Below are 26,938 nucleotides of genomic sequence, written 5' to 3'. Positions count from 1 at the left end.
CGAAACCAGCCTCAAACCGCCACGGGAGCGGCGATATGGGCCTGCGGCGCGTAGCCCGACACCACGAAATCCTCGACGCGGTAATCGAAGATCGAATCGGGCTTGCGGGCGATATCCAGATGGGCCTCTCCTTGCGGGACCCGCGAAAGCTGCTCTTCGACCAGCGCCGCGTGATTGAGGTAGAGATGGACATCGCCGCCCATCCAAACGGCCTCGCCCGGCTCAAGGTTGCATTGCTGCGCGAACATCCGCGTCAGGAGCGCCAGGGACCACATGTTGAAGGCGAAGCCCAGGCCCAGGTCGCAGCTTCGCTGGTAGAGCGCGCAGGAGAGCCGGCCATTGGCGACGTGGAACTGGTAGGTCTTGTGGCAGGGCGGCAGGGCCATGGCATCGAGTTCGGCGACGTTCCAGCCCTCGATGATGTGGCGGCGGCTGCCGGGATTGGCCGTCAGGCTCTCCACCACTTGCGCCACCTGGTTCACGCCGTCCGCACGCTTGCGGAACAGGCCCTCGCCCGCATCCTCGTAGACCGGCCAGTCGACCCATTGTTTGCCATAGACCGGGCCGAGATCGCCCCATTCCGCGGCAAAGGCCGCATCCTCGACGATGCGGCGCGAGAAATCGGCGCGCGCGATCGCCTCGCCGGTTTCGCGGCGATAGCGGTCCAGGGGCCAGTCGGTCCAGATTTCCACGCCTTGTGCGCAGAGCGGGCGGATATTGGTCTCTCCGGTCAGGAACCAGAGCAGTTCGCGGGTGGCCGTCTTCCAGTAGACCCGCTTGGTGGTGAGCAGCGGCATCGCCCCGCCGGACAAGTCGAACCGCACGGTCGCGCCGAAAACCGAGCGCGTGCCGACGCCGGTGCGATCCACGCGCTCGTCGCCCTCCTCCCAGATGCGGCGCATGAGATCGAGGTATTGCCACTCCCAGTGGCGCGCAGCCTTCGGGGCGGCGCCAGTATCGGGGCCGGAGTCAGGGCCAGAATGAGAGGCAGAATCGGCGGTCAGTGTCTCGGTCATGCCGGGGAGCCTAGCCCAATGCCGACGCCAAGGAAAATAGCGGCGAGGCTTGCGGAAAGAAGGAAAGGAACAAGGCTGCCTTCCCTCCACTGTTGCATCCAGGACACAGTTTCCGGCGAATGATCCTCGCGCATTGATAGTCATTCCTATTAGCGTTAACGGCGCAGTTATTGAGAATGACTTGCATGAGGGAAAGTCTATGAAATCCGCCCGCTCGCTCGCCCTTTGTGGCGTTGCGCTCCTTGCCGTATCGACCGCCGCCACTGCCCGTGCAGAGGATCAGGCCCCGAGCGTTGCTGGCGAAACCGGCGTGGAAGATGGCAGCATCGTCGTCACGGCCGGCGTTACCGGTACCAAGACGGAAACGCCGCTGATCCAGGTCCCGCAGCCGCTGACCGTCATCACGTCCGACACGTTCACCTCGCAGGGCGCCATCTCGATCAGCGACACGGTTAAATATGCCGCCGGCGTCCTGGCCAATCCCTACGGCCGCGATACCCGCGTGGACGGCTTCAACATCCGCGGCATCGATGCGCTGCAGTTCCGCGACGGCATGCGCGACATCTTCAGCTATTACGCCAGCATCACCGCCGATCCCTACAACTTCTCCCGCGTGGAAATCGTGCGCGGCCCGGCATCGGTGCTGTTCGGCCAGGGCTCGATCGGCGGCCTCGTGAACCTGGTCTCCAAGACCCCTGAGTTCAAGACCGGCGGTGAAGTGAACCTCGTCTACGGCAGCTTCGACCGCAAGGAAGCCATGGGCGACGTCAACCTGGCCCTGGCGGACAACCTGGCGATCCGCGCTGTCGGCCGCGTGCGCGATGCCGATACTTACGTCGATCACGTCCCCGACGACCGCGTGATGTTCGCCCCGTCGATCCGCTGGCAGCCCACCCCCGACACGGACATCGTGCTGACCGGCCTCTACCAGGAGGATGATACCGGATCGACTTCGCAGTTCCTGCCCATCGTCGGCACGTTCAGCCCCAACCCGGCAAACCCCACCGGCCGCCTCGGGCGATATACGTTCGTGGGCAAGGCGGGCTGGGATCGCTACGCTGGCCGCACGCTGCAGGGCGGCGGCGCGATCACGCACAAGTTTTCCGACGCTGTCCGCCTCAGCGTCAAGGCCCGCTACATCGACAGCGACCTTGAATACAAGACGCACTACGCCGACAGCTATTCCTATCCGCTCGATCCGTACTCGGTCTATGGCACCGATGGCCGCACCATCGGCCTGACCGCCGATGCCAGCGACGCGCGGATGAACGTCTTCTCGACCGACAACAACCTGCAGTTCACCTTCAACACCGGCGCCAACATCGAACACAAGCTGCTGGTCGGCCTCGACTACAGCTGGAACAAGGTCGGCAAGCGCAATGCCAGCGGCAACGAAGTGGTCGATCTCTACGACATCGACTACGATGCCTTGCTGACCTACGAGCCCACCGGGCCCTTCGCCAATGTCAGCCAGAAGCAGCTTGGCGTCTACGTTCAGGATCAGATCCGCTTCTACGACCGCGTCTCCGTCGTGGTGGGCGCCCGCCGCGACCACGTGACGTCGTCCGCAGGAACCGAGGACAACGCCACGACATTCCGCGCAGGGATCATCGGCGAGATCGGCGCCGGCTTCTCACCCTTCTTCAGCTATACCGAAAGCTTCCTGCCGCTGGCCGGCACGCTGGCCGACAGCACCGGCACGCCCGGCGCGCCCTTCAAGCCCCAGACCGGCAAGCAGTTCGAAGCGGGCGTGAAATGGCAGCCGGAGCCGAGCACGCTCGTGACGATCACGGCCTTCCACATCAAGCAGCGCAACCGCGTCATCTATGGCCCCGGCTCGGCCATCGACCAGTCCGGCGAACTGACCACGAAGGGCGTGGAATTCGAAGCCAGCCATACCCTGCCGGGCAACTTCGAACTGCTGGTGAACTACGGTTACAACCAGCTCAAATCCGAAGTGAACAGCAGCCTCGACTATATGCCCCGCCACACGGCATCGGTATGGTCGACCAAGACCTTCGGCGTCACCGACGACGCCCAGCTGCGCCTCGGCGCCGGCGTGGTCTACAGCGGCAAGAGCATTTCGACCGGGCTGATGGACCCTTACGGCCTGAACCCCAGCGTCATTCCTGCCGGTTCGCTCTATTCGGTCGTCACGCCTTCGCGCACCACCGTCGACGCCCTGGCGGAGATCAACTGGGATAGCTGGCGCCTCGCGCTCAACGCGACGAACCTGCTCAACAACAAGTACTTCGCCTCCTGCCTGGCGCGTGGCGACTGCTTCGTGGGCGCGCCGCGCAACGTCATGGCGACCCTGGGCTATCGTTTCTGATAGCCTGAGCGCAAAAAACCCGTGCTTCCGCATGATCGGAAGCACGGGGCTTGCAGGATCCGGCGAGTGGCTGCGACTTGAGAGTCGAACATGCCGTTCGCAGACCCTGGACCAGCGGGGCGGGCCATGCCCGCCCCGTTTTCCTTACAGGCCGTCGAGGCCCTTGCTGACCAGGATGTTCACCGCAACGCGGCGGTTCTGGGCCTTGCCTTCGGCAGTGGTGTTGTCCGCCAGGGGATCGGCTTCGGACATGCCGGTCGGCGTCAGCATGCGATAGGGCTTCCAGCCGCAAGCCTGCTGCAGGTAGTTGACGACCTTGCCGGCGCGCTTCTCGCTGAGAGCCTGGTTGAAATCGGGGCTGCCCGTGGAGTCGGTGTAGCCGACGACCAGCAGCAGCGCGTTATCCATGCCCTCGGCCGAGCTGGCGGCTGCGCAAAGCTCCTGCTGTGCCTGCGGCGACAGGACGGCCTTGCCGGTGTCGAAGTTCACGTTGGTCGTGCTCTTGACGTTGTACTGGTCGATATCGCCCATGCGGCCGCGCAGGGCTTCGGTGGCGGCCGTCTGCTCGGCAAAGCGCTGGTCGGTGCCGTTATGGATCATCGAGGCGGTCTTCAGATCCTTGTTCTGAAGATTGATCTGGCTGGCGACCAGGCCCGCGCCGGACTGCATCGTCTTCACCGTCACCGGCAGGCCGTTGAGCAACTGGGTAGCGGGCAGCTTGTTGCTCGCCATGCCGAGGAAGCCGCCGCTGGCCTTGATCTTGGTGGCATCGTTGATGGTGATGACCGAATTGGCGCCATCCGCGCTGGTCACCTGCATGCGGGCGCCGCTGCGCGCGGAAATGATGCCCTTTACTTCGGGGCCTTCGGTCATTTCGCCCGCGTCAACCGGGCGATCGCCGTAAACGGTTGCCGAAACGTCGGCCGCAGGCGGTTCCTGTTCCTGCGCCTGGACAGACAGGCTGACCGAGGCAGCGCCGGTCAGCGTGGCGAGCAGCAAGAGAACTTTGGGGCTTTTGGACATGATAGACATCGCGCTACTCCTTCAAACTCGACCAATCGGGCCTGCGTACAGCAGCTTTTCGTCCGACTGCCGGCGGGGCCAAAATGCGCCCTCGGCTGTCGAAGCCCGTCCCTTTAGCTTCGTATGATATGCGGCACGGAGCCTCACCTGAACGCTATGGATCTTCTGGGTGTTCAGATTAACCTTGCGGGCGCATGAACACCCCCGGCATGCCGGGTGGTTGTGCAGGTAATTCGGGCGCGCCGTGCGACGAACCGTTGTCTACAGGGTCGCGTGGGGCATCATGTCTTGTTGAAGGCGCGCAATATAGAACCCGGCGCGGCGGTAATCCCTTGCCGTCAATACACAAAGCAATCGGCTGAGTTCACGGGCAAATTTGCCGCAGCGCTGCGAGGGAGCGGCCTTAGCTGTTCGTCCGGGCCTGCGAATCTGTTGCAGCGCTGCCTGCGACAACTTCGAGCCCGAGCGGCCTCCTCTGCCGTCGGCATTCAGGTATGGCACACATGCCGTTGAATAGGCGTGGTTTTTCAAGCGACCAACGCCCGATGACCGGAGCAGCGAAAATGCTGCCGGTCATCGGTGCGTTCGGGAGCGGGAGTTCAGGCCGAGGCTTCGGTGATGAGCCGGGCCTGCGCCATCGTCAGCTGGGCGATCACGTCGCTCAGCAGATAGACTTCGCGGCCGCGCGTCCAGGGCTGCGCGGAGCGGGGATCGTAGTGCACGGGCAGCGGCACTTCGCGCGCGGCGGCGGCGGTCATGCCGTTCTTGCGCGACACCAGGATGCAGCGCTTCACATGGTCGCGGTGGCCCACGACGGCCACTTTGCCCAGAGCCTGCGCCGTACCCGCCCGGGCGACGGCGGCCTGGGCCACTCCGTCCGTGCTGAGGTAGGTCTTGCGCCCATCCGCGCCCTTCACCGGAAAGATCGCGAAGACATCCTTCATCCGGTACTTCTCGGCCAGGATCTGCGCGATTTCCCACTGCGCGTAGACAGGCACGTCCCGCACTTGCCTGATGGCATGAACGGCATCGGCCAGCATGGCGTTGATCGGACCCGGCTCGGGCGTTTCCTCGCCGTCCGAAAGGCCGGTCCTGGGATCGACCTTGCCCGTGGCCGAGCGGTAGCCGAAGCTGTACGCGACGACGCTCTCTGCCTCGCGCACGGGAAAGCTCGGATATTCCCAGCGAAATCCGGCGTCGGCAATATGCGATGCGAGCTGGCGCGCGGTGGCCTCATCGCCCAGCTCGCCCTGCAGGGTCTGCGCCATCAGCTGTTCGAGGGAGCCGAGATCCGCCCCCCGTGCCCTGCCGGGATCGAGCGCCTGCGCCAATGCGGATGGCGCGGCCAGGAGAGTCGTCGGCGCACCGACAAGAAGCATTCGCCGTGTGGTCATGGCATGGTCCGTGATGGAAGGTGCAAGGAATTCCCGCCGCCATGTGGGGGGCGGCGGGACAGGTCTGCTTGCCGGATTGGCGTCAGAAGTCGAAGTTGACGAAGCCGCCCACCGTGCGCCGGGCATTGGGCGAGGTGTAGTGGAGCAGGCCCAGCACGCCGTACTGCTGCCAGCCGGTGGAGAAGTACTTGTCGAAGAGGTTGCGGGCATAGACGCCCACTTCCACACGGCTGTTCGGCAGGGTGACGCTGACCCGGCCATTGACGAGGCCATATCCCGGCACGTTCGAATAGGCAGGCTGGCCGACGACGGTCCAGTACTCGCTGCGATAGGCATAGTCCGCGTGAGCGCGCAGCCCCATGCCCGAGCCGAATTCGTGGTCGTAGTCGATCGAAGCGGTGCCCGACCATTCGGGCGAGTTGGTCAGGCGCGTGCCGGTGTAGTTGGTCGTCGCGTTGTAGACGTAGTCGGTGAACTTGGCGTCGGTATACGTCACCGCGCCGGAAAGCTGCAGGCCGCGCATCGGCTGCACGACCAGGCTGCCTTCGATGCCCTGGGTGCGCAGGCCACCGGCATTGCCGATCACCGTGGCGTTGATCAGGCCCCCCGAACCGTCCGGGATCTGCGTCAGGATCGTCGCCTGGAAGTCCTTGAAATCGGACCGGAAGGCATCGAGGTTGAAGCGCAGCCGGCGGCCGAACCATTCGGACTTGATACCCGCTTCCCAGGCCTTGACCGTCTCGTCCGCATAAGGCGCGTACTTGTTGCCCACGAAGGCGATGCCGGCCGGCTTGTAGCCGGTGGAATAGCTGGCATAGACCATGACATTGTCGGCAAGCTGGTACTGCGGCGCGATGCGGAACGAGAAGTTGTCACCCTTCACGCGGCCGAAGTCGAAGGCCGGCGCGGCGCTGGAGGCCACGAAGTTGGGCGTATAGCCCGCGACCGATACCGGGTTGATGGTGACGTAGTCCAGGCTCTGCGAATTGTTGTCATGTGTGTAGCGCGCGCCCAGCGCCAGGCTCAGGCGCGGCGTGAAGTTGAACTTCAGCTGGCCGAAGGCCGCCATGGTCTCGTTCACGGCATCGAACAGCGAGGCATTGCCGTCCTCCCCAATGGCGCCGGTCAGCGCGATCAGCGTGGGCAGCGGCGTGCCGGCGGCATTGTAGAGCGGCTGGCCGCCGGTCGACCACTGGAGCTGGGTCTGGCGGGCATGAAGGCGGTTGTAGAAGGCGCCGACGAGATATTCCACGAAGCCGCCGGTCGGCGAGGCGAGGTGGATTTCCTGGCTGAACTTGTCGGTATCGAGCTGGCCCAGGTTGAAGGGAATATAGGCGTAGCGGTCGTAAGGCGTCAGGCTGGCCGGGGTCGAATTGTCGTAGCCGGTGACGCGGTAGGCCGTGATCGAGGTCAGGTCGTGATCGCCGATCTTGGCATTGGCGCGCAGCGAAGCGCCCCATTCCTCCGTGGTGATCTCACCGAACGAGGAATCCGCCGTGTCCGCGCTCCGGGGGCCGGGGTAAACGCCCAGTTCGTTGAGGATAGCCGTGACTTCGGCCGGCTGGCCCGAGACCGGAGTACGCACGCTGCTGTCCCAGTGATAGGCATAGTCGCCGGAGACCGTCAGGTTGAAGCTGTCCGAAGGCTCCAGGTAAAGACGCGCGCGGCCGCCATATTCGTGCTGCGAGCCGACCTTGCGGTTCAGCGTCACGTTGCGGCCGAAGCCGTCGAAGGCCTGGTCGAAGCCCGAGACGCGCAGCGCCGCGATCGGGCCGAGCGGGACGTTGACCGTGCTGTTGAGGATGCGTTCGTCGTGCTCGCCGAAGCTGGCGCTGCCGCGCAGGGACCATTCCCCGATCTGCGGCTTGGTGGTCGTCACCGCGATCACGCCCGAAGTGGCATTCTTGCCGAACAGCGTGCCCTGCGGGCCCATCAGCACGTCGACGCGGGCGATGTCCACCAGGCCGGTCAGGCCGTTGGCGCGCTGCCCGTCCATCACCACGTCGTCGACGACCACGCTGACCGACTTGGCGTTCGAGAAGTCGAACGAGGTGCTGCCCACGCCGCGGATCTGGAAGGCCGCGCCCTGGGTCGGGTCATACTGCACGCCGGGCATCGTGTACTGAAGATCGGTGATCGACGTGTAGCCGGTCCTGGCCAAGGCCTCGCCGTCGATCGACTGGATCGCCAGTGGCACTTTCTGGCTGCTTTCGGCGCGGCGCTCGGCCGTCACGGTGATTTCGGGAAGGGCGTCGTCCGCGTTCGGGCTCGCCTCTTCGGCATGCGCGGCCATGGACCAGCACGGCGCCAGCGCGCCGGCGAGAATCGTCGAGAGAAGGTGGATGGTACGCTTGCGCGGGAAAGCAGACATGGGGGCTCCGTCCTGTTGACCGTGGGTCTCAGGACGCGCCTCTAGAACGGCATCATGACTCTTTCAGGACAGCCGTATTGTCTTTTTTTCGATATTTTACGTCATATCAAAACACCCGTACCGCCCTTCGTGAGAAGCTGGACCATATCCGGCCCCGGCAACCAATCCGCTCCCGTGGCCAGGCTGCGCAGGCCGTTGCCGATCGAGGCCACGACCAGCGCCTGGGCCCGCGCACGGTCCGAATCCACGGGAACACCCAGCCACCCGGCATATTGGGCATGGACGTTTTCGGCGCGGCGACGGCGCATATCGATGGCGAAGGGCCGAAAACCCGGATCGGTCAGCGCCGCAAGCGCGCACTCATGCGTCAGGCGGATGATGTCGCCGCTGCCCAGCCTGGCACCGGTGTCCCGGATCTGGCCGCGCAGCCGCAAGTAGACCGCCTCCACCCCCGCGAAGAGAATGTCGCGATGGGTGGGGAAATGGTGGGCCACGCTTGACGTCGCCACGCCCGCGACTTGCGCCACCGCACGGTGGGAAAGCACGCCCACGCCCTGCCCCACGATCAGGTCCGCGATATGCTCGGCGATGGTGCTCTTGGTTCCCTGCTGCGGCAGCGCGCTCTCGTCGAGCGCGGCGGCAGCGGGCACGGCCAGCCGCTCCACGAGGGCCATGTGCCACCGCGACCCAGCCGGGTCGCCGCTGCCCTGCCCGCCGCGCAACATGCCGCGCACCGTGGAATGGCGCAGCAGCCGGTAATCGGTCTCGTCGGACAGGACGATCGAGAAGACCTGCTCATCCAGGCAATAGCAGGCGATGAAGCGCGCCACTCGCTCGCCCTCCGGCGTGGACGGCAGAATGTCGCGCCAGAGCCCCTCGGCCTCTTCGAACAGCAAGGCGATGGCTGGCAGCGCGCTCGGCTCCCGAGCCGCCAACAGGGCCAGTTCGCAAGTGACGATCGCGGAAGTGCGGCGGCCATGCGCGCCCTCGTCCAGCCATTCGCAGACGAGATCGGCCAGCAGCCCCGAGCCGAGCACATCGTGCCCCTCCACGCGCGCACCCCATTCCCGCCGCGCGCGGGCCATGAGTTCGATCTCCCGGTCGAGCACGGCCGCGATCAGCGCGGCACGATCGCCGATGCGATAGCTGATCGAACCGACCGAAGTCTCGGCTTCCTCGGCAACGGTGCGCAGGCTCATGCCCGAGATCCCCCGCGCCGCCGCCACGCTGCGGGCGGCATCGACGAGGCTAGTGATGTCACGCGGGTTGGAGCGGGTTTTGCGGTCGCCTGGGGATGTCATCCCACCGTGCATATCGCCCGTGGCGGCGCAGTCCAGACGGCGCCGCGTATTTCCGCATGGCGCAAGTGCGAAGGCGGCCGATCGCGATGTCCGGCCGCCTTCGCGAAGCGGATCAGAACTCGATCGAGGCCGAGGCCTTGAAAGTACGCGGTCCGCCCTGGAGCAGCTGGGTGCCGAACACGGCAAAGGCGGATGCCCAGTACCGCTTGTTGGCCACGTTATCGACGTTGAAACGCAGCGTCAGCGGCCTGTCACCGCCCAGCAGCGCGACATAACGCGCGCCGAGGTCGAAGCGCGTCCAATCGTTCAGCTCCAGCGTATTGGCCCGGTTCACCGCCTGCTTGCCGGTGTAGACCACGCGTCCGGTCAGGGTGAGCGCGGGAAGGAAGGGCATGTCCCATTCCACGTTGGCGTTCGCCAGCAGGTCCGGCACGCCCACCGCGTCATTGCCCTCATCCACGCCGCCATCGGTACGGCGCAGCTTGGCATCGTTGTACGTGATGCCGCCGATGACGCGCAGGCCGTCGGTCGGCTCGCCGTCCATGGTGAATTCGATGCCGCGGTTCCGCTGCGTGCCGAAGTTGCCGAATTCATAGAGGCCGAGGTTGTCCGCATCGGGACGATAGAAACTGTTCGGCTTGTCGATCTGGAACACCGCCAGCCCGGCATTGAAGCGGCCCAGGTTCACCTTGCCGCCCACTTCGTACTGGACCGACTTGACCGGCGGCAGGACCTGCCCGCCGTTGGACACGGCCACATCGACGCCGTTGATGGTGACGAAACTGGACGCTGAAGTGCCCTGTACAAGGCCTTCGATACGGTTGCCGTAGAGCGACAGACCCGCGACCGGCTTGACCACCACGCCGACCACCGGCGTGATCGCGTCCTTGTCATACCCTTGGGTTCTGGCGCCATCGCTATAGGCGTAAGATGTCGTCTTGATCTGCTGAAGGCGCAGGCCGCCGGTAACGAGGATGCGATCGTCCCAGAAACCGACCGTATCGGACGCAAAGACGCTGGCCACTCGCGTGCGGCTGATCGGGAACGGATCGTCCAGGTCGCCGCCCGAGAAGGAGGACGCCGGCCGCGCCACCTCGGGGGTATCGTAAAGGTTGGTCGTATAGCTCTGGAAGAAATCGTAGGCGTTACGGTTGACCTGCCAGCTTGCAGCCACCCCGACGTTCACCTCGTGGCTGACGCCGCCGCCGTTCAGCTTGACACGAAGGCCCGCCGTCGCCGATTCGTTGTTGTCAGTGCGCGGGATCCGCGAGCCACTGCCCGTAGCGGCGCCGGTGGCCGGATCAAGCAGGGTGATCCCGGCCGTGATCTGGTCTTCCTTGCCGTCGCGCGCGCCGAACTTGGCGTAGACCATGGCATTGTCGGACAAGTCGTATTCCGCGCTGAAAGTGCCGAAGAAGTCCGTCGTCTGGATGAGGCTCCAGGGCTGGGAATAATTGGCATCGGCGCCCGGTACGCGCGGAATCTCGTCGCCGATCGCGACTTTGGGGCGCCAGTTGGACTGGCGCAGGCGCTGGTAGTTGACGTTGAACATGGCACGCAGCGGGCCGCTGTCGTAATCGACCGTGGCGCCCACGACATAGCTCGAATGGAACTCGTCCTTGATCGCGATGTCACCGCGGCGCGCCGATCCGTTGACGCGAATGCCCCACTCGCCGTTCTCACCGAAGCGGCGTGCGACATCCACGGCGCCCGAGAAATGGGAATCGGAAGTATAGCCCACCGTCGCGCGGATCATGTCCCGCTCGGCCTTCTTGGGCATCAGGTTGACGCTGCCGCCGATGCCGCTGCCGCCGGGAGCCGCACCGTTCAGGAAGGCGCTGGCACCATTGATGACCTGCACCGAGGAGAACAGCTCCGGCGCGACGAGCTGGCGCGGGGTGATGCCGTAGAGGCCATCGAAGCCGATGTCGTCCGAATTGAGTTCGAAACCGCGGATGACGAACACTTCCCCGGCAATGCCGAAGCCCAGAGTGGTGCGGATCGTCGGATCGTTCTCCAGCACTTCACCCAGGGTGTCGGGCTGCTGGTTCAGGATCAGCGCCTCGTTATAGGCGCGCAAGTTGAACGGGATGTCTTCCGCCGCCTTGTTCCCCAGCGCGCCGAGGCTGCCGCTGCCGCTGACCTGGGTCTGGTTCATGCGCTGCGCGGAAACGAGAATTTCCGCGGCGCTTTCCGGCGCGGGATCGGCCTCCTGCGCCAGCACCGCCATCGGCGCCAGGGCGCTCACGCCGGCCAGGAGAAGCGCGGAAAAACGAAAGGTCTCGCGATTGTTGATTGTCATGAATTCCACCCTGAATCTTGTTCCCGGGTGCATGACGCATGTGCGAATGAGTTGCAATAACTGAAATATGGCGGTTACACGAAGCGTGCCGGGATGCCCGCCCCGCAATGCAGCATTGGTCGGCAATCTCGATAATGAGGACAGGCTCCTGCGGGTTTCCTTTCGAGGAACCCGGCTTCCGCCGCTGCCGGACACCTGGGTCCGACGCGAACCCCAGACAGCAAAAAACCCAGCGTTTCCGCTGGGTTTCTAAGCCTCACCCGAAGGTGAAATGGTCGGGGAAAGAGGATTCGAACCTCCGGCCCCTGCCTCCCGAAGACAGTGCTCTACCAGGCTGAGCTATTCCCCGACCGGGTGGGCGTTCCGAAGAGCGCCCGGGGCAGGAGCGCGCCTATATAGGGCGACTCCGGGGGTGGCAAGGGCCCAATCCGATTTTTGTGCGCCATGACCCCGAAAGAGCCCGCAAACACCCCTGCCCGCCACCCGAAAACCAAGGAAATTCCAGCAAAAACAGAAATTTCCACAGGCTCGTTTTTCTTGATCCTACCCTGCCGAAGCCATGCGCTTGCGGGTCCTGCTCTCGGTGAAAGGGCACGAATCGCGTGGTTCGCACGGGCAGATACCTCTTTCGGCCAGCCCTCTTGTCGCACCTCCGACGCTCGGGCAGAACGGCTGTGAGGATGCGTGGTCGCCAGGAGTGACGATGCGAAACCTGCCTTTCCGCCTTATCCCGCCAGTCTGCGCCGCCGTTTGCGCCGCCATCTGCTCGGCGCTGTCTGGCCCTGCCCTCGCATCCGGGCAGGAGGCCGCGCTGACGCCCCTAGCGCTCTCCCCCGGCCTCAACGCCGTGCCTGACATTGCCGGCACCGGACAGGAAGGCTCGATCGCGCAGCTCTGGCGGCAGAACAACAAAGTGCGCGGCCAGCACATCTTCCTGGTAAAGGTCGGAGAGATCGCCGCCACGCTGGAAGGCCGCGAGCAAATCATCGACATGCCCCATGTGGGTGACGACGTGATCCGGTCCGTCCGCTTCGCGCGCGGGAATTTTCGCGGCAAGTCCACACTCTATATGCTGATCGCCAGCCGCGATGTCGGCACTTCGCCCTATGAGGCGGCGACCACGCACATACAGTCCTTCGCTCTGGTGCAGGATCATGCGGCTTTCGACTTCGCGCCGGTGCGTAGTTTCGTGGCCGCGCAGAAGTATTGCCATGCCGACGCGGCGCTCCTGGCGGAGCTGAACTTCCCGCTCTCACCCATTTACGCCGGGCGCGTGACGCCGACGGGATGCTGAGGCCAGGCGCCGAGCGGTAGCCGAACCCCGCCAGCGGCCTTGCACAAGGCCCGCGGCGACGGGCATTCAGCCGCCGCGAAGCAGTTGCACGCCCCAGTCGCGTTCGAACAGGTAGAGCAACAGGCGCGCCGCTTCCCCGCGCGGCCCGGCCAGACCGCCATCCCGCTCGATCAGCAGGCGCGCGTCGTCATGCGCCAGCGGCAGCAGCTTGGTGATCTGCTCCAGACTGGCGATGCGGAACGGAGTATCTCCCGACTGCCGCGTGCCGAGCAGTTCACCGCCGCCGCGCAGCTCGAGGTCTTCCTCCGCCAGCCGGAAGCCGTCCTGAGTCTCGCGCATCAGCGCCAGGCGCTGGCGCGCGGTTTCGCTGAGTTGCTGCCCGCGCAGCAACAGGCAGGTCGATTTCTCGCTGCCGCGCCCTACCCGTCCGCGCAGCTGGTGTAGCTGGGCAAGACCGAAGCGCTCGGCCTGCTCGATGACCATGAGCGTCGCATTCGGCACGTCGACGCCCACCTCGATCACGGTCGTCGCCACCAGCACCGATGCCGCGCCGCTGGCGAAGCGTTCCATGCCCGCGTCCTTCACATCGGGCTTGAGCTGGCCGTGGACCAGCACCACCTGTTCGCCGAAGCGCTCCTTGAGCACGGCGTAGCGGGCCTCGGCCGCGGCCAGGTCGTCGTTCTCGCTCTCGCTGACCATGGGACAGACCCAATAGGCCTGCTGCCCGGTTTCGATATGACGGGCGATGGCCCCGGCCACGTCGTCCATCCGTTCTACGGAGACGACCCGGGTATCGATGGCCTGGCGCCCGGGCGGCAGTTCGTCGAGCTTGGAGACTTCCATCTCGCCATATTGCGCCAGAGTCAGCGTGCGGGGGATCGGCGTGGCCGTCATCGCCAGGGTATGCGGCGTGCGGCGGCCCTTTCGCGCGAGCATGAGCCGCTGGCCGACCCCGAAGCGGTGTTGCTCGTCGATCACCACCAGGGCGAGATTGCGGTAGGACACCGTGTCCTGGAAGATCGCATGAGTGCCGACGATAATGTCGATGGTGCCGCCGACCAGGCCCATGAGAATCGCCTCGCGCGCCTTGCCCTTGTCGCGCCCGGTGAGCAGCGCGATCTCGACGCCGGTGCCCTGGAGCATCCGCGCCAGAGTCTCGTAATGCTGCCGCGCCAGAATCTCGGTCGGCGCCAGCAGGGCCGCCTGCGCGCCCGCTTCCACCGCGATCAGCATGGCGTTGAGCGCCACCACCGTCTTGCCCGCGCCAACGTCCCCCTGAAGCAGGCGTAGCATCGGGGCGTTCTGGGCGATATCGCCCTCGATCTCGTCGATCGAGCGCTTCTGCGCGCCGGTCAGCGCAAAGGGCAGCTTCAGCCTGGCGCGCAGCGAGCCGTCGCCCTTCAGCGGCGTGCCGGACTGCTTCCGATTGCTCTCCCGCACCAGCATCAGCGCCAGCGCATTGGCCAGCAGTTCGTCATAGGCCAGGCGATCGCGGGCCGAGGCATGGACCCCGCGGTGCACTTCGCGCGCGGCGTCGTGCCAGGCCGGCCACTTCATCTTGTCGTAGAGGCTGGTCTCGATCCACTCGGGCAGTTCGGGCAAGACCTTGAGCGCCTGCTGGACAAGACCCGCGACGCGCCCCTGGGTCAGCCCTTCCGACAGCGGATAGACCGCCTCGCAAAGCTGGCCCACCGGCGCGGCGCTGTCTTCCGAGACATGTTCGGGATGGACCATCTGGAGCATCTGGCCATACTGGTCGAGCCGGCCGGCCACCCAGCGCGTCTCGCCCACCGGCAATTGCTTGCGGGCGGTGAAGGACGCGCGGCCGAAATAAGTGATGGTGCAGACATTTCCCGCGGCATCCTCGGCCAGGACCCGGAACGGCCCGCGTCCGGCGGGGGAGCGATGCTCGCGCACCGTCAGCTGGACGATCACGTTCTCGCCCACGCTCGCGTCGTCGAGATTGGTCACCGCGCGCCGCTCCACGAAACGATCGGGCAGATGGTAGATCAGGTCGCGAATACGCGTGAGCCCGAGCTTTTCGAGCGGACGCTTGAGCTTCGGTCCCACGCCGTCGAGGGCATCGGTCTCGGTGAACAGGCAATTCAGTGCTTCGGGCCGCATGGTCAGCCTCTTAGCGCGAGAACGGCTCCGTTCGCCAGACCGATGGGGAACGGATTTGCGGACAGCCACGTTGCTTTGGATGTTCCCCCCACCAGCATAGGAGAAATGCATGCTTCTTCCGCACGGAACCGTGTTCGCGATCGTCGACGGTGAAAACTTCGAACTTTATCGCAACTCGGGGCGCGAAGCCGCACCCAGGCTCACCTCGCTGGAGACCCCGGACCTCGAACCGACCAACTTCAGCGCGGGGTTCCGCCGCCATGATGCCCAGAAGCGCCATCAGGCGCGTACCGGCGACGGCAGCAACGATGCCCTGGACGAGAGCGCCCACGCCGCCGCCGTGGCCGGCTGGCTCAACCAGCAGGTGCTGGACCGGGAGATCGATCAACTGGTGATCGTCGCCGATCCCCGCTCGCTTGGCGAGATGCGGCGACATTATCACAAGGAACTGAAGGGCGCCCTGCTGACCGAAGTGCCCAAGACGATGACCGGCCGCCCGAGCGAAGAGATCATCAAGGTGTTCCAGCGCTAAGCGCGCCGGCAGACCCGACGGCGCCTGCCGGGAGGATCGCGAGAGATCCCGGCGGGCGCCGCTCGTTCGTCCTCAAGGCCAGGGTTGCCCCGCCGAACCTTGCCCCAACCGGCGCGGCGCGGTAACGGCGCGGATATGACCGAACTTTCGCCTCAAGCCGCAGCGCGTCTCGCCAAACTGAAGTTTCGCGCCTGGCATCGCGGCACGCGCGAGGCCGACTACATGATCGGCTGCTACTTCGACCGGTTTCACGCCGAATGGTCCGGAAGCGATCTCGACCTCTTCGAGAAGATGATCGAGGAAGAGGACGTGGACATCATGGCCTGGGCGCTCGGCACCCTGTCGATCCCCGAAGAATATCGCGGCCCGCTGATGGACCGCATGATGAAGCTCGATTACGTCGACATTCCGCGTTGATGCCGTGCCCCCTCGGCACGCTCGGAACGCGGCGTGAGCAGAGAATGACGCAAACTCTCGGACCCGCTCAGCCTGAGCTTGTCGAAGGCCCAACAACGACCAGATGACCGACTTCCAACGTATTCTCGCGGCGACTTCGCCCCTGACCCTCGCCTCGGTGACGCGGGGGGCACAGCCGCTGGTCATGGCGGATCTTGCCCGCGCCGCGGCAAGCAAGGCCGGAAACGGCCGCGCGGTCTTCATCGCCGACAACGAAAGCGCCATGCGCGCCGTGGCCGATGCCGCGCAGTTCTTCGCGCCGGAACTGGACGTCGTCGAATTCCCGGCCTGGGACTGCCTGCCATACGACCGCGCCAGCCCCGCGCTCTCGGTCAGCGCGCGCCGCCTGGCCGCGTTGCACCGGCTTCAGCAGAAGCGCTCCGGCCCGCAGCTTCTGGTCACGACCGCCAATGCCGTGCTGCAGCGCGTGCTCACGCCGTTCCGCATCCGCGAATCGGTGCGCCTGCTCAAGCCCAATCTCGACATCGGCCATGAGAGCCTGATCGCGCTGCTGCGCCGCCAGGGCTACCAGCGCAGCGATACTGCCATCGACGCCGGCGAATTCGCCGTGCGTGGCTCGATCTTCGACATCGTCCCTTCGGGTCTGGATGGCGGCCTGCGCCTCGACTTCTTCGGTGACGAGCTGGAAACGCTGCGCCTGTTCGACACCGGCACTCAGCGCACGACCGGCTCGGTGCAGGAACATCTCCTGCTCCCCGCGAGCGAGGCGCTGATCGACGACGACAGCGTCAAGCGGTTCCGCGCCCGCTACCGCGAGATGTTCGGCGCCAATGCCACGGCCGACCCGCTCTACCAGGCCGTCAGCGACGGCCGCCGCCTTGCCGGCATGGAGCACTGGCTGCCGCTGTTCGAGGATCGCCTGGTCACGGTGTTCGATCACCTTGCGGACGATGATCTGCTGGTGATCGACAGCTCCGCGCTGGGCGCCACGGACGAGCGCTTCAACGACATCGCGGACTATCACAAGGCCCGCCTCGAAACCTCGGGGCAGAAGGCGGGATCCTACCGCCCGCTGGCGACCGACGCGCTCTATCTTGCGCGCGAGGAATTCGAGCAGGCCGTCGCTGCCTTCCCGGTCCACCGCGCCGATCCTTTCGCGCAGCCCGAATCGAAGACGGTCATCGACTTCGGCTTCGGCAATGCCCGCGACTTCACGCCCGAACGGGCGCGCGGCGACAATGCCTATGAGGCAGCGGCCAAGCACTTGCACGCCGTCGCCAAGACCGGCCGCAAGGCGATCCTGGCCGCCTATTCCACCGGCAGCCGCGCCCGCCTCGTCTCGATCCTGGGCGAAGCGCAGGGCCCGGAACCGCGGCTTGCCGACACCTGGCAGGAAGCGCTCGGCCTGGCGGTTCAGGGGCGCAGCGCCGCGTTGGTGCTGCCGCTGGAAACCGGCTTTTCCAACGATACCGTCGAAGTCGTCACCGAGCAGGACATTCTCGGCGACCGCCTGGTCCGCCGGAAGAAAAAGAAGAAGGATTCCGACGCCTTCCTCGCCGAACTGGCGGCACTGACGCCGGGCGACCTGATCGTCCACATGGACCACGGCATCGGCCGCTACGAAGGGCTCCAGTCGATCCCGGTCGGCCAGTCGCCCCACGACTGCGTGATGCTGACTTACGCAGGCGGCGACAAGCTCTACATCCCGGTCGAAAACCTCGACGTTCTCTCGCGCTACGGCAGCGAGGCGGAAGGCGTCGCTCTCGATAAACTGGGCGGCGAGGCATGGCAGAAGCGCCGCGCCAAGCTGAAGGAACGCATCCGCGAGATCGCGGGCGAACTGATGAAGACCGCCGCCGAGCGCGCCCTTCGCGTCGCGCCCGCGCTGCTGCCCGAAAAGTCCTCCTACGACCAGTTCGTGGACCGGTTCCCCTGGCAGGAAACCGAGGACCAGGAACACGCCATCGACGACGTGCTGGGCGACCTTGCCGAAGGCAAGCCGATGGACCGCCTGGTCTGCGGCGACGTCGGCTTCGGCAAGACCGAAGTAGCCCTGCGCGCCGCTTTCGTCGCGGCCATGGCCGGCCAGCAGGTCGCCGTGGTCGCGCCGACCACCCTGCTCGCGCGCCAGCACTATTCGAGCTTTGCCGAGCGCTTCAACGGCTTTCCGCTGGAAGTGGGGCGCCTCTCGCGCCTCGTTCCTGAAAAGGAAGCCAAGGCCACGCGCGACGGGCTCTCCGCCGGCACCATGGATGTCGTCTGCGGCACGCATGCGATCCTGTCGAAAACGGTCAATTTCAAGCGCCTCGGCCTCGTCATCGTCGACGAGGAACAGCGCTTCGGCGTGAACCACAAGGAGCGGCTGAAGCAGCTTCGCACCGACGTTCACGTCCTGACGCTCACCGCCACGCCGATCCCGCGCACCTTGCAGATGGCGATGAGCGGCCTGCGCGAACTCTCGACCATCCAGACCCCGCCGGTCGACCGCCTGGCGGTCCGCACTTACGTGATGGAATGGGACGAGATGGTGATGCGCGAGGCCCTGCTGCGCGAACACCATCGCGGCGGCCAGAGCTTCATCGTCGTGCCCCGCATCACCGACATGGCCGAAGTCGAGGAATGGCTGGCCAAGAACGTGCCCGAGGTAAAGGTCATCTCCGCCCACGGCCAGATGAGCGCGGGTGAAGTGGAAGAGCGCATGAGCGCCTTCTACGAAGGCAAGTACGAGGTCCTGCTCTCGACCACCATCGTCGAGAGCGGCATCGACATTCCGCGCGCCAACACGATCATCATCCACCGCGCCGACCGCTTCGGCCTGGCCCAGCTCTACCAGCTGCGCGGCCGAGTGGGCAGATCCAAGCTCCGCGCTTATGCCTACCTGACGACCCCTGCCGGCAATGCCCTTTCCGAAGTGGCCGAAAAGCGGCTCAAGGTCCTGAGCGACCTCGATTCCCTGGGCGCCGGCTTCCAGCTGGCCAGCCACGACCTGGACATTCGCGGCGCCGGCAACCTGCTGGGCGACGAGCAGTCGGGCCATATCCGCGAGGTGGGCTTCGAACTCTACCAGTCGATGCTGGAAGACGCGATCCTGGCCGCCCGCGCAGGCGGGGTAGGCCTGGAGAAGGATACCTCCGGCCTGTCCCCGCAGATCACGGTGGAAGCGCCGATCATGATCCCCGAGGAATACGTGCCCGATCTGGCCGTCCGCATGGCGCTCTATCGCCGCCTTAACGATGCCGACAGCAAGGACGAGATCGAATCGCTCTCGGCCGAGATGATCGACCGCTTCGGCCCCCTGCCCTCGGCGACCTCGAACCTCATCAAGCTCATCCAGATCAAGCGTCAGGCGATCGAGGCGCATATCGCCAAGATCGACGTCGGCCCGCGCGGCACTCTCGTCAGCTTCCACAACGACAGCTTCCCGAACCCGGCTGGCCTCATCGCCTATGCCGAGCGCCTTCAGGGCACCGTCAAGCTCCGTCCGGACAACAAGCTGGTCCTGCAACGCGCCTGGGGCGATCCCAAGAGCCGCCTGAACGGCCTGCTGCAACTGACCAAGGGCCTGGCCTCGGTCGCCCGCAAGGGCTGAACCGAAAAGGACGCCGCGCCTCCACGCCCGTCATCCTGAAACCAGTTCGGGATGACGGATGCGCGCGGATCCCCCGGACAAGCCGAGGCCGCTGACGCGCCGAACTACATCAACGGCACCCTGATCCGCGCGATCAGGCCGCCGCAGGGTGACGTAGCGAAGGACAGGTCTCCCCCGAAACGCATCATCAGCCGGTGCGCGGTGGGGATGCCCAGGCCGAAGCCCGGCGTATCGCGGGTACGCGCCTCGTCGAGCCGGAAGAACGGCGTCAGCACGTCCTGGAAATGACCGGGCGGAATGCCGGGGCCGGTGTCCTCCACTTCGATGAGCCAGTCCGCGCCTTCGCGGCGGATCGCGACCTCGGCCCGGCCCCCGAAGTGGATCGCGTTCTCGACCAGCGCGCCTGTCGCCAGGGCCAGCGGCTGGGGGAAGCTCTCGACCACGACTTTGTCCGCGCCGGACAGTCGCGCACGATCCTCATAAGGCGCGATCACCGCCCGCACCAGTTCGCCCAGATCGACCGGTTCCGCCTCGGCGGACATGTGCTGCGCCCTCAGGTAGCCCTGGAGCGAGGCCAGAAGGCCTTCCATCTCATCGATGCTGGCCTGCATGATCTCGGAGATCTCGGGATCGTCGATGAGATCGGTGGCGATCTGCTGGCGTGAGAGCGGTGTGCGCAAGTCGTGGCTGATCGCTTCGAACGACCGCGCCTGGTCTTCGAGCAGGCGGGCGATCCGCTCCTGCATGACATTCATCGAATGGGCGAGGTTGCGAAGGTCCTCCGGCCCGCTCTCGCGGATCTCCACCCGCTGGCCGTGGCCGATGGCGTCGGCGGCCTGCGTCAGGCGGCGCAGCGGATTGGTCAGGAGCCTGAGGGCGATCAAGCCGATGGCGATACAGGCCAGCGCCGTGCAGAACATCAGCGCGCTGGCCCGCAGCGCTATGGGCCACATCGAAGTGATGTCGCGCGAGCGGAAATTCAGCCACTTGCCGTCGTCGAGGCGGATCGACCCGATCAGGTCGCTCTTGCCGCCGCTGGCATCGGCCGTGGCGAGATTGAGCGGACGCGAGGCGAGCGAGGGTTCCCATTCGATCACCTGCCCGGCGATCTTGTGCAGCGTATCCGAATCCATCATCGCGCGAACCGCCGGTTCGGGCGAGAACTCCGCCTTGAGATGTCCGGTCGTCATGATCGGCGCCGCCAGATTCGGTTCGAGCGAATGAATGCGGTCGCTGACGACGATGAGTTCCGCAATTCGCCGCGCATGGTCGGCGCGCAGGGTCTGCCGGTCGATCGCCTGGTAGAACAGCAGGCTGCCGATCAGCTGGACGATACCAAGCCCCAGAAAGACGACGGCAGCTAGGACCGCCAGGCGCGGGATGCTGATTCGGACCACGTTTCCTCTCGCAGGATGCCCGATTGTCATTCGCGATCTAGCGGGGGCGCCCATAACCAGCGCTCTCACCGGATGCGCCGTTCGTCAATGCGAAGTGGAGTTGGGAAACGTTTTGACACTTGCGGCCTTGCCGCAGACGCTTGCTCAAATGCATGTAAGGTGCAGAGCGACTTGCTTTCTTCCTCCGGTCCGGAGGGAAGAAAGAAGTGGCTCCCCGAGTAGGATTCGAACCTACGGCCATTCGATTAACAGTCGAATGCTCTACCGCTGAGCTATCGGGGAGCAGCCTGTCAGTGTTACCACCGCCGGGCAGGAGTGCGCCTATAAAAGGGGTATTCGGGGTTGGCAAGCACTCTGTAATGAAAATGTCGAGAAAACTTTTCCACAGGCCGATACCCGCGGTCAGACCTGGAATTGCTCCGCGAAGATGCGTTCTTCCAGCGTGAAGCCCGGGTCGAACAGCAGGGTCAGCTCCTTCTCCGCATTGGCGACGATGCGCACGGTCTTCACGTCGCGCACTTCTTTCTGGTCGGCCACGGCGGCGACGGGCCGCTTGCCGGGTTCGCGGATACGGAATTCGACTTCGGCGCTCTCGGGAAGGATCGCGCCTTTCCAGCGGCGGGGGCGGAAGGGGCTGAGCGGGGTCAACGCCAGCATCCGCGAACCCAGCGGCAGGATCGGCCCATTGGCCGACAGGTTGTAGGCCGTGGACCCGACCGGCGTGGCCACGAGCACGCCGTCGCCGACAAGCTCCTCCATCCGCACTTTGCCGTTGATCGTCACTTCCAGCTTGGCCGTCTGGCGCGTCTCGCGCAGCAGCGAGACCTCGTTGATCGCGTAATAGACGAAGCTGCGGCCATCGTGGCTGGAGGCATGCATCTGCAGCGGCCGCACCGGCACGGCATGCGCCTCGGCAATGCGATCGGCGATCGGCACCCCGTCGTGCGGGCCGTTCATCAGGAAGCCCACCGTCCCGAGGTTCATGCCGTAGACGGGCTTTATCACGTCGCGGTCGAGCATTTCGTGCAGGACATGCAGCAGGAAGCCGTCGCCGCCCACCACCACCAGCACCTCGGCTTCCGCCGGATCGACCCAGGCGTGCGCGCGCCGAAGCTCCGCCGCGCCATATTGGGCCTTGGCGCTGTCCGATACGATCAGTCCCAGCGTGGGTACGTCAGCCATTGAAATCCCCGGCGTAAAGCGGCGCTCGCACCGAAAGGGACGCCCGTTCCGAAGAATGCATCAGCGCCCGTCTCATTTTGAAGCCCTTTTCATGCCGCGGACCTTTCGAATTTTGCATCGTTTGGCAAGGCCTTTGGCTATAGCACTTGCGATGGGCGAACGACGCAAGGGGCTGCCGCGAGGCCATGCCCGCCGGCTTGAAGACAGACTGACCGGGATTCCCGGCCTCGAAGCCGTGCGCGAACGCATCGCCGGGTGGCGCAGCGACGCCGAAAGCGCGCCGCAGCATGCCCATGTCCATGCCATGCTGGTGGCGCTGCGGCGGCTCGACACGATCAACATGGCCTACGGCGCCGAAGCGGGCGACGGCGCCCTTGAGGAAGTCGCCGGCCGCATTGCCCATTTCGCGGGCGAGGAACTCGACGGTCCCTGGCTGGTGGCCCGCGCCGGGGGCGGCTCCTTCGTGCTCGTCGCCAACGAGGCCTGCAGCCGCGAGCGCTGGCACCTCGTGGCCGACCAGCTGGCCGACGCGATCGCCCGCCCGATCGCGCTGCCCACCGGCGTGCTGCGCCTTTCGCCGCGCATCGCCCTGATTCGCGCCCTCACCGGCGAAAGCGTCGATTCGATGCTGGACCGGCTCGGCCATGCGCTGACAGGCCTGCAGGACCAGTCCGCCACGCGGTTGGGCTGGGCGGACGGCGAAGTCACCGTGCCGGGCCGCTCGGCCGCGCAGCTCGAAGCGGACCTCCTGGGCGCCATCGACGGTGACGAGATCGAGATCCTGTTCCAGCCGCAGTTCAGCCTGGTGGACGAATCGCTCACCGGCGCCGAGGCCCTCGCCCGCTGGAATCACCCCGTCCTCGGCCGCATCGGCGCGGGCGCCCTCTTCGCGATTGCCGAGCGCGCCGACCACATCGGCCCGCTCTCGCGCCACATCGCCGCCAAGGCGATGGCGGCGGCGGGGCAGTGGCCGGGCGACTTGCGCCTTTCGATCAACGTCACCCCGGCCGACCTCGCCTTCGGCACGTATGTGCGCCAGATGCTGGACCTCGTGCGCGAGAGCGGTTTTCCGCCGCGCCGACTGACGCTGGAGATCACCGAGCAATCGCTCATCAGTGACATTACCCAGACCGCGCAGATGATGGCGGAATTCTCCTCGCAGGGCATTCGCATCGCCCTGGACGACTTCGGCGCGGGGTTCTGCAACTTCCGCTATCTCAAGGTCCTGCCGATCCACTATCTCAAGCTGGACCGCACGATGATCGAGGGCGTCGCCACCGACCGCCGCGACGTGGCGGTGCTGCGCGCGATCGTCGCCATGGCGCGGGCGCTGGACCTCGAAGTCATTGCCGAGGGCATCGAGGAAGAAGAACAGCGCGTCGTCGCCGCGCGCGAGGGCTGCGCCTATTACCAGGGCTTCCTGCGCGCCCAGCCGATGTCGGTGGCGATGTTCGCCAAGCTGGCGCGGGTCGGCGGCGAGAAGCCGAAAGACTGACGGGGGCGCGGGGCTGCATTCCACTCCCTTCTCGTTCTTTCGCCGCCCTCGCCTACTTTCGTCATTGCGAGCGTAGCGAAGCAATCCAGAGCGGCTCTGAGCGACTCTGGATTGCTTCGCTACGCTCGCAATGACGAGGGGGATAACCGCGAGCGGTTTGGATAACCGCAAGCGGCTGTTGCAACGGCGAGGATGACAGACCCATCGCGCTAAACCGAAGCCGCTAGATCAACCTTCGCAGCAAAACGCGCGCTTTCAGCCTTTCTGAAAGCGCGCGTGGTTTTGCCCGCGGTCCCGGATCAAGTCCGGGACGACGGTTTTCTTTAACTCTACCCGTTACGCCAGGGCGCCGTGGCAGTGCTTGTACTTCTGGCCCGAACCGCAGGGGCACGGCGCGTTGCGGCTGATCGGCAGGTCCGCATAGGGGTTTTCTCCCACGGCACCCGCACCGACATTGGCCTGCGGGCTGCCTGCCAGCGAGCCGAACAGTTCCGGCATGAAGGCCGAGCCATCGCCATCGTTCGAATTGTCGAGGCCGGTCAGCGGATCGATGTGGCCGGTCAGGAAGTCCGGGAGTTCCGGCAGCCCGGCAGGTTCCGGAATGCGCAGTTCGCTCACCGAGAGAATGCGCGTCACGTCTTCGCGGATCTGGTCGAGCAGGCGTTCGAACAGGCTGAAGGCCTCGGTCTTGTACTCGTTGATCGGGGTCTTCTGCGCATAGGCGCGCAGAAACACCACCTGGCGCAGCGCGTCGAGGGTGGAAAGGTGCTCCTTCCAGTAGTGATCGAGCCGGTCGAGCAGGATCGACTTCTCGACCTGGCGCCAGATCGCGGGATCGTCCTGCGACATCTTGGCGGCCATGTGCTCGTTGGCCATGGCGGCGATGCGCTCTTCGACCACTTCGGGATCGATGCCGTTTTCCTCGATCCAATCCTCGATCGGCACGTCCACCGCCAGGATGTCCAGCGCCCGCGCCTTGAGTTCCGGCAGGTTCCAGTGCTCAGGATAGGAGCCGGCCGGGCAGGTGTCGGCGACGATGGCGTTGACGGTGTCGTTGCGCATGTCGACGACGACTTCGTCGACCGTTTCCGAATCCATGATGTCGGCGCGCTGCTCGTAGATGACCTTGCGCTGGTCGTTCATCACGTCATCGTATTCGACGACCTGCTTGCGCACTTCGTAGTTGCGCGCCTCGACCTTCTTCTGCGCGGTCTCGATCGCCTTGGACAGCCACTTCGAACCGATCGCCTCGCCATCGGCCAGGTTGCTGTTCATCATCTTGGCGAAGAGCGTGTCCGGGCCGAAGATGCGCAGGAGGTCGTCCTCCAGGCAGAGATAGAACTTCGAAAGGCCCGGATCACCCTGACGGCCCGAACGGCCGCGCAGCTGGTTGTCGATGCGGCGGCTTTCGTGGCGCTCGGTGCCGATCACGCAGAGGCCACCGGCTTCCAGCACGAGGCGCTTCTGCTCGGCCACTTCCAGCTTGATGCGCGCGATCGCCTCGTTGCGCTCCGGCCCCTCGGGCATGTCGCGCAGTTCGTCCTCGACGCGGAACTCGACGTTGCCGCCGAGCTGAATGTCGGTGCCGCGACCGGCCATGTTGGTGGCGATCGTCACGGCCCCCAGCGAACCCGCCTGTGCGACGATATGCGCTTCCATCTCGTGGAAACGCGCGTTCAGCACCGAGTGCTTGACGCCTTCCTTGTTGAGGAAGTCCGACAGCAGTTCCGACTTCTCGATCGACACGGTGCCGACGAGCACCGGCTGGCCGGTTTCGTAGCGCTCGCGGATCAGCTTGGCGATGGCGCCGAACTTGTCGTGCGTGTTCTTGTAGAACTCGTCTTCCTCGTCGACGCGCTGCACCGGCACGTTGGTGGGGATGGTGACGACGTTCATCTTGTAGATGTCGTAGAATTCCGGCGCTTCGGTGGCGGCCGTGCCGGTCATGCCCGAGAGCTTGGGATACATGCGGAAGTAGTTCTGGAAGGTGATCGAGGCGAGCGTCTGGTTCTCGGGCTCGATGCGGACGCCTTCCTTGGCTTCCACCGCCTGGTGCAGGCCGTTCGACCAGCGGCGGCCGTCCATCATGCGGCCGGTGAACTCGTCGATGATGACGACCTTGCCGTCCTTGACGATGTAGTCGATGTCGCGCTTGAACATGACCACGCCCTTGAGGCTCTGGTCGAGGTGGTGGACCACCTGGGTATTCTCGACGTCGTAGAGGTTCGATCCCACCAGCAGACCGGCGGCTTCGAGCATGCGCTCGGCCTTTTCGACGCCGTCCTCGGTCAGATTGATGTTCTTGGTCTTCTCGTCCATCTCGTAGTCTTCGGGGACGAACTGCTTAACGACCGCGTCGACCTGCATGTAGAGTTCCGACTTGTCGTCGGTCGGACCCGAAATGATGAGCGGGGTGCGCGCCTCGTCGATGAGGATGGAGTCCACTTCGTCGACGATCGCGAAGTTGAAGGGGCGCTGCACCATCTGGCTGCGCTCGTGCTTCATGTTGTCGCGCAGGTAATCGAAGCCGAATTCGTTGTTGGTGCCGTAAGTGATGTCGGCGCCATAGGCTTCGCGGCGTTCGTACTCGTTGAGGTTCGGCACGATCACGCCGATGGTGAGGCCCAGGAAATTGTGGAGCTTGCCCATCTGCTCGGCGTCGCGGCGGGCCAGGTAATCGTTGACGGTGACGATGTGAACGCCCTTGCCCTCAAGCGCGTTGAGGTAGGTGGCGGTGGTGGCCACCAGGGTCTTGCCCTCACCCGTGCGCATTTCGGCGATTTCGCCGCGATGGAGCACCATGCCGCCGATCATCTGCACGTCGAAATGGCGCATGCCGAACACGCGCTTCGAGGCTTCGCGCACGGTGGCGAACGCCTCAGGCATGATCTGGTCGAGCGTGCTGCCGTTCGCCAGCATTTCGCGGAACTTGGCGGTCTGCCCGGCCAGTTCCTCGTCGCTCATGGCCTCGAAGGCGGGTTCGAAGGCGTTGATCTGGGCGACGATCTTGTCGAGCGACTTGACGTAGCGTTCGTTGGACGAACCGAAAATGGACTTGGCGATGGCGCCGAACATGGCGGAAATCCCTGTTTTTCGTGAATGCGTATGTCGGATGAGCGCGCCTGCGTAGCGCGCAGGCGCGGGAAAGGTTTCGCGAAAGAGCGAATGG

At 65.2% G+C, this 26,938-nt stretch carries 16 protein-coding genes and 2 tRNA genes; 6 read left to right on the top strand and 12 right to left on the bottom strand.

Annotated features, from left to right (window positions below; genetic code table 11):
• Positions 1-11: 11 nt before the first annotated feature.
• Entirely contained in the window at positions 12-1,016 is a 1,005-nt protein-coding gene (gene thyA / locus EDF58_RS01725) for a thymidylate synthase (protein WP_132262133.1), read from the bottom strand.
• Positions 1,017-1,215: 199 nt separating this feature from the next.
• On the opposite strand from thyA, the gene EDF58_RS01720 reads away from it, so the two are divergent.
• Positions 1,216-3,348, top strand: coding sequence for a TonB-dependent siderophore receptor (locus tag EDF58_RS01720; protein ID WP_132262132.1), 2,133 nt, complete (start codon positions 1,216-1,218; stop codon positions 3,346-3,348).
• A gap of 144 nt (positions 3,349-3,492) precedes the next feature.
• On the opposite strand, the gene EDF58_RS01715 is transcribed toward EDF58_RS01720, so the two are convergent.
• The 6 genes from EDF58_RS01715 to EDF58_RS01690 form a co-directional block, all read right to left on the bottom strand.
• The gene (locus EDF58_RS01715; protein ID WP_132262130.1) at positions 3,493-4,380 is read right to left on the bottom strand and encodes an OmpA family protein; all 888 of its coding nucleotides are present in this window, start codon (positions 4,378-4,380) and stop codon (positions 3,493-3,495) included.
• A gap of 590 nt (positions 4,381-4,970) precedes the next feature.
• Positions 4,971-5,765, bottom strand: a complete 795-nt coding sequence (locus EDF58_RS01710; protein WP_165921315.1) for a hypothetical protein — start codon at positions 5,763-5,765, stop codon at positions 4,971-4,973.
• A gap of 82 nt (positions 5,766-5,847) precedes the next feature.
• Complete coding sequence (locus tag EDF58_RS01705; RefSeq protein WP_132262126.1) at positions 5,848-8,136, bottom strand: TonB-dependent receptor; 2,289 nt, start codon at positions 8,134-8,136, stop codon at positions 5,848-5,850.
• A 101-nt stretch (positions 8,137-8,237) separates the two neighbouring features.
• On the bottom strand, positions 8,238-9,437 hold the full coding sequence (locus EDF58_RS01700) for a helix-turn-helix domain-containing protein (RefSeq protein WP_132262125.1): 1,200 nt from the start codon (positions 9,435-9,437) through the stop codon (positions 8,238-8,240).
• 112 nt (positions 9,438-9,549) lie between these two features.
• The gene (locus EDF58_RS01695) at positions 9,550-11,739 is read right to left on the bottom strand and encodes a TonB-dependent receptor (protein ID WP_132262123.1); all 2,190 of its coding nucleotides are present in this window, start codon (positions 11,737-11,739) and stop codon (positions 9,550-9,552) included.
• A gap of 272 nt (positions 11,740-12,011) precedes the next feature.
• A tRNA-Pro gene (locus EDF58_RS01690) sits at positions 12,012-12,088 on the bottom strand.
• 354 nt (positions 12,089-12,442) lie between these two features.
• Between EDF58_RS01690 and EDF58_RS01685 the strand changes: the two genes are divergently transcribed.
• Positions 12,443-13,033 (top strand): hypothetical protein, encoded by a 591-nt coding sequence (locus EDF58_RS01685; protein WP_132262121.1) that lies wholly within the window; start codon positions 12,443-12,445, stop codon positions 13,031-13,033.
• 66 nt (positions 13,034-13,099) lie between these two features.
• Here EDF58_RS01685 and recG read toward each other — a convergent pair whose 3' ends face one another.
• A complete protein-coding gene (recG, locus tag EDF58_RS01680; RefSeq protein ID WP_132262120.1) occupies positions 13,100-15,157 on the bottom strand; it encodes an ATP-dependent DNA helicase RecG in 2,058 nt (685 codons plus the stop codon).
• Positions 15,158-15,266: 109 nt separating this feature from the next.
• On the opposite strand from recG, the gene EDF58_RS01675 reads away from it, so the two are divergent.
• The 3 genes from EDF58_RS01675 to mfd all read left to right on the top strand — a co-directional run bounded on the left by EDF58_RS01675 (position 15,267) and on the right by mfd (position 19,695).
• A complete protein-coding gene (locus EDF58_RS01675) occupies positions 15,267-15,689 on the top strand; it encodes a host attachment protein (protein WP_132262118.1) in 423 nt (140 codons plus the stop codon).
• Between the two features lie 135 nt (positions 15,690-15,824).
• A complete protein-coding gene (locus EDF58_RS01670) occupies positions 15,825-16,106 on the top strand; it encodes a succinate dehydrogenase assembly factor 2 (protein WP_132262116.1) in 282 nt (93 codons plus the stop codon).
• 103 nt (positions 16,107-16,209) lie between these two features.
• Positions 16,210-19,695 carry a transcription-repair coupling factor gene (gene mfd / locus EDF58_RS01665; RefSeq protein WP_132262115.1) on the top strand — a complete coding sequence of 1,162 codons (3,486 nt, stop codon included), beginning with the start codon at positions 16,210-16,212 and terminating at the stop codon, positions 19,693-19,695.
• A gap of 104 nt (positions 19,696-19,799) precedes the next feature.
• Here mfd and EDF58_RS01660 read toward each other — a convergent pair whose 3' ends face one another.
• The 3 genes from EDF58_RS01660 to EDF58_RS01650 form a co-directional block, all read right to left on the bottom strand.
• Complete coding sequence (locus EDF58_RS01660) at positions 19,800-21,092, bottom strand: HAMP domain-containing sensor histidine kinase (RefSeq protein ID WP_243654035.1); 1,293 nt, start codon at positions 21,090-21,092, stop codon at positions 19,800-19,802.
• A gap of 207 nt (positions 21,093-21,299) precedes the next feature.
• Positions 21,300-21,374, bottom strand: a tRNA-Asn gene (locus EDF58_RS01655).
• Between the two features lie 120 nt (positions 21,375-21,494).
• Entirely contained in the window at positions 21,495-22,274 is a 780-nt protein-coding gene (locus EDF58_RS01650; protein WP_132262111.1) for an NAD kinase, read from the bottom strand.
• Positions 22,275-22,407: 133 nt separating this feature from the next.
• On the opposite strand from EDF58_RS01650, the gene EDF58_RS01645 reads away from it, so the two are divergent.
• Positions 22,408-23,769 (top strand): GGDEF domain-containing phosphodiesterase, encoded by a 1,362-nt coding sequence (locus EDF58_RS01645; protein WP_243654034.1) that lies wholly within the window; start codon positions 22,408-22,410, stop codon positions 23,767-23,769.
• A gap of 336 nt (positions 23,770-24,105) precedes the next feature.
• On the opposite strand, the gene secA is transcribed toward EDF58_RS01645, so the two are convergent.
• Positions 24,106-26,844, bottom strand: coding sequence for a preprotein translocase subunit SecA (secA, locus tag EDF58_RS01640; RefSeq protein ID WP_132262110.1), 2,739 nt, complete (start codon positions 26,842-26,844; stop codon positions 24,106-24,108).
• Positions 26,845-26,938: the final 94 nt, after the last annotated feature.

This window comes from Novosphingobium sp. PhB57, assembly GCF_004342985.1.
In the GTDB taxonomy this organism is placed as follows: Bacteria; Pseudomonadota; Alphaproteobacteria; order Sphingomonadales; family Sphingomonadaceae; genus Novosphingobium.
This window is presented reverse-complemented; position numbering and strand designations above follow the sequence as displayed.

Excerpts from the sequence above, each read along its gene's own strand:
- thyA (WP_132262133.1), bottom strand. The coding sequence starts at position 1,016 with ATGACCGAGACACTGACCGCCGATTCTGCCTCTCATTCTGGCCCTGAC.
- EDF58_RS01720 (WP_132262132.1), top strand. The coding sequence starts at position 1,216 with ATGAAATCCGCCCGCTCGCTCGCCCTTTGTGGCGTTGCGCTCCTTGCC.
- EDF58_RS01715 (WP_132262130.1), bottom strand. The coding sequence starts at position 4,380 with ATGTCTATCATGTCCAAAAGCCCCAAAGTTCTCTTGCTGCTCGCCACG.
- EDF58_RS01710 (WP_165921315.1), bottom strand. The coding sequence starts at position 5,765 with ATGACCACACGGCGAATGCTTCTTGTCGGTGCGCCGACGACTCTCCTG.
- EDF58_RS01705 (WP_132262126.1), bottom strand. The coding sequence starts at position 8,136 with ATGTCTGCTTTCCCGCGCAAGCGTACCATCCACCTTCTCTCGACGATT.
- EDF58_RS01700 (WP_132262125.1), bottom strand. The coding sequence starts at position 9,437 with ATGACATCCCCAGGCGACCGCAAAACCCGCTCCAACCCGCGTGACATC.
- EDF58_RS01695 (WP_132262123.1), bottom strand. The coding sequence starts at position 11,739 with ATGACAATCAACAATCGCGAGACCTTTCGTTTTTCCGCGCTTCTCCTG.
- EDF58_RS01685 (WP_132262121.1), top strand. The coding sequence starts at position 12,443 with ATGCGAAACCTGCCTTTCCGCCTTATCCCGCCAGTCTGCGCCGCCGTT.
- recG (WP_132262120.1), bottom strand. The coding sequence starts at position 15,157 with ATGCGGCCCGAAGCACTGAATTGCCTGTTCACCGAGACCGATGCCCTC.
- EDF58_RS01675 (WP_132262118.1), top strand. The coding sequence starts at position 15,267 with ATGCTTCTTCCGCACGGAACCGTGTTCGCGATCGTCGACGGTGAAAAC.
- EDF58_RS01670 (WP_132262116.1), top strand. The coding sequence starts at position 15,825 with ATGACCGAACTTTCGCCTCAAGCCGCAGCGCGTCTCGCCAAACTGAAG.
- mfd (WP_132262115.1), top strand. The coding sequence starts at position 16,210 with ATGACCGACTTCCAACGTATTCTCGCGGCGACTTCGCCCCTGACCCTC.
- EDF58_RS01650 (WP_132262111.1), bottom strand. The coding sequence starts at position 22,274 with ATGGCTGACGTACCCACGCTGGGACTGATCGTATCGGACAGCGCCAAG.
- secA (WP_132262110.1), bottom strand. The coding sequence starts at position 26,844 with ATGTTCGGCGCCATCGCCAAGTCCATTTTCGGTTCGTCCAACGAACGC.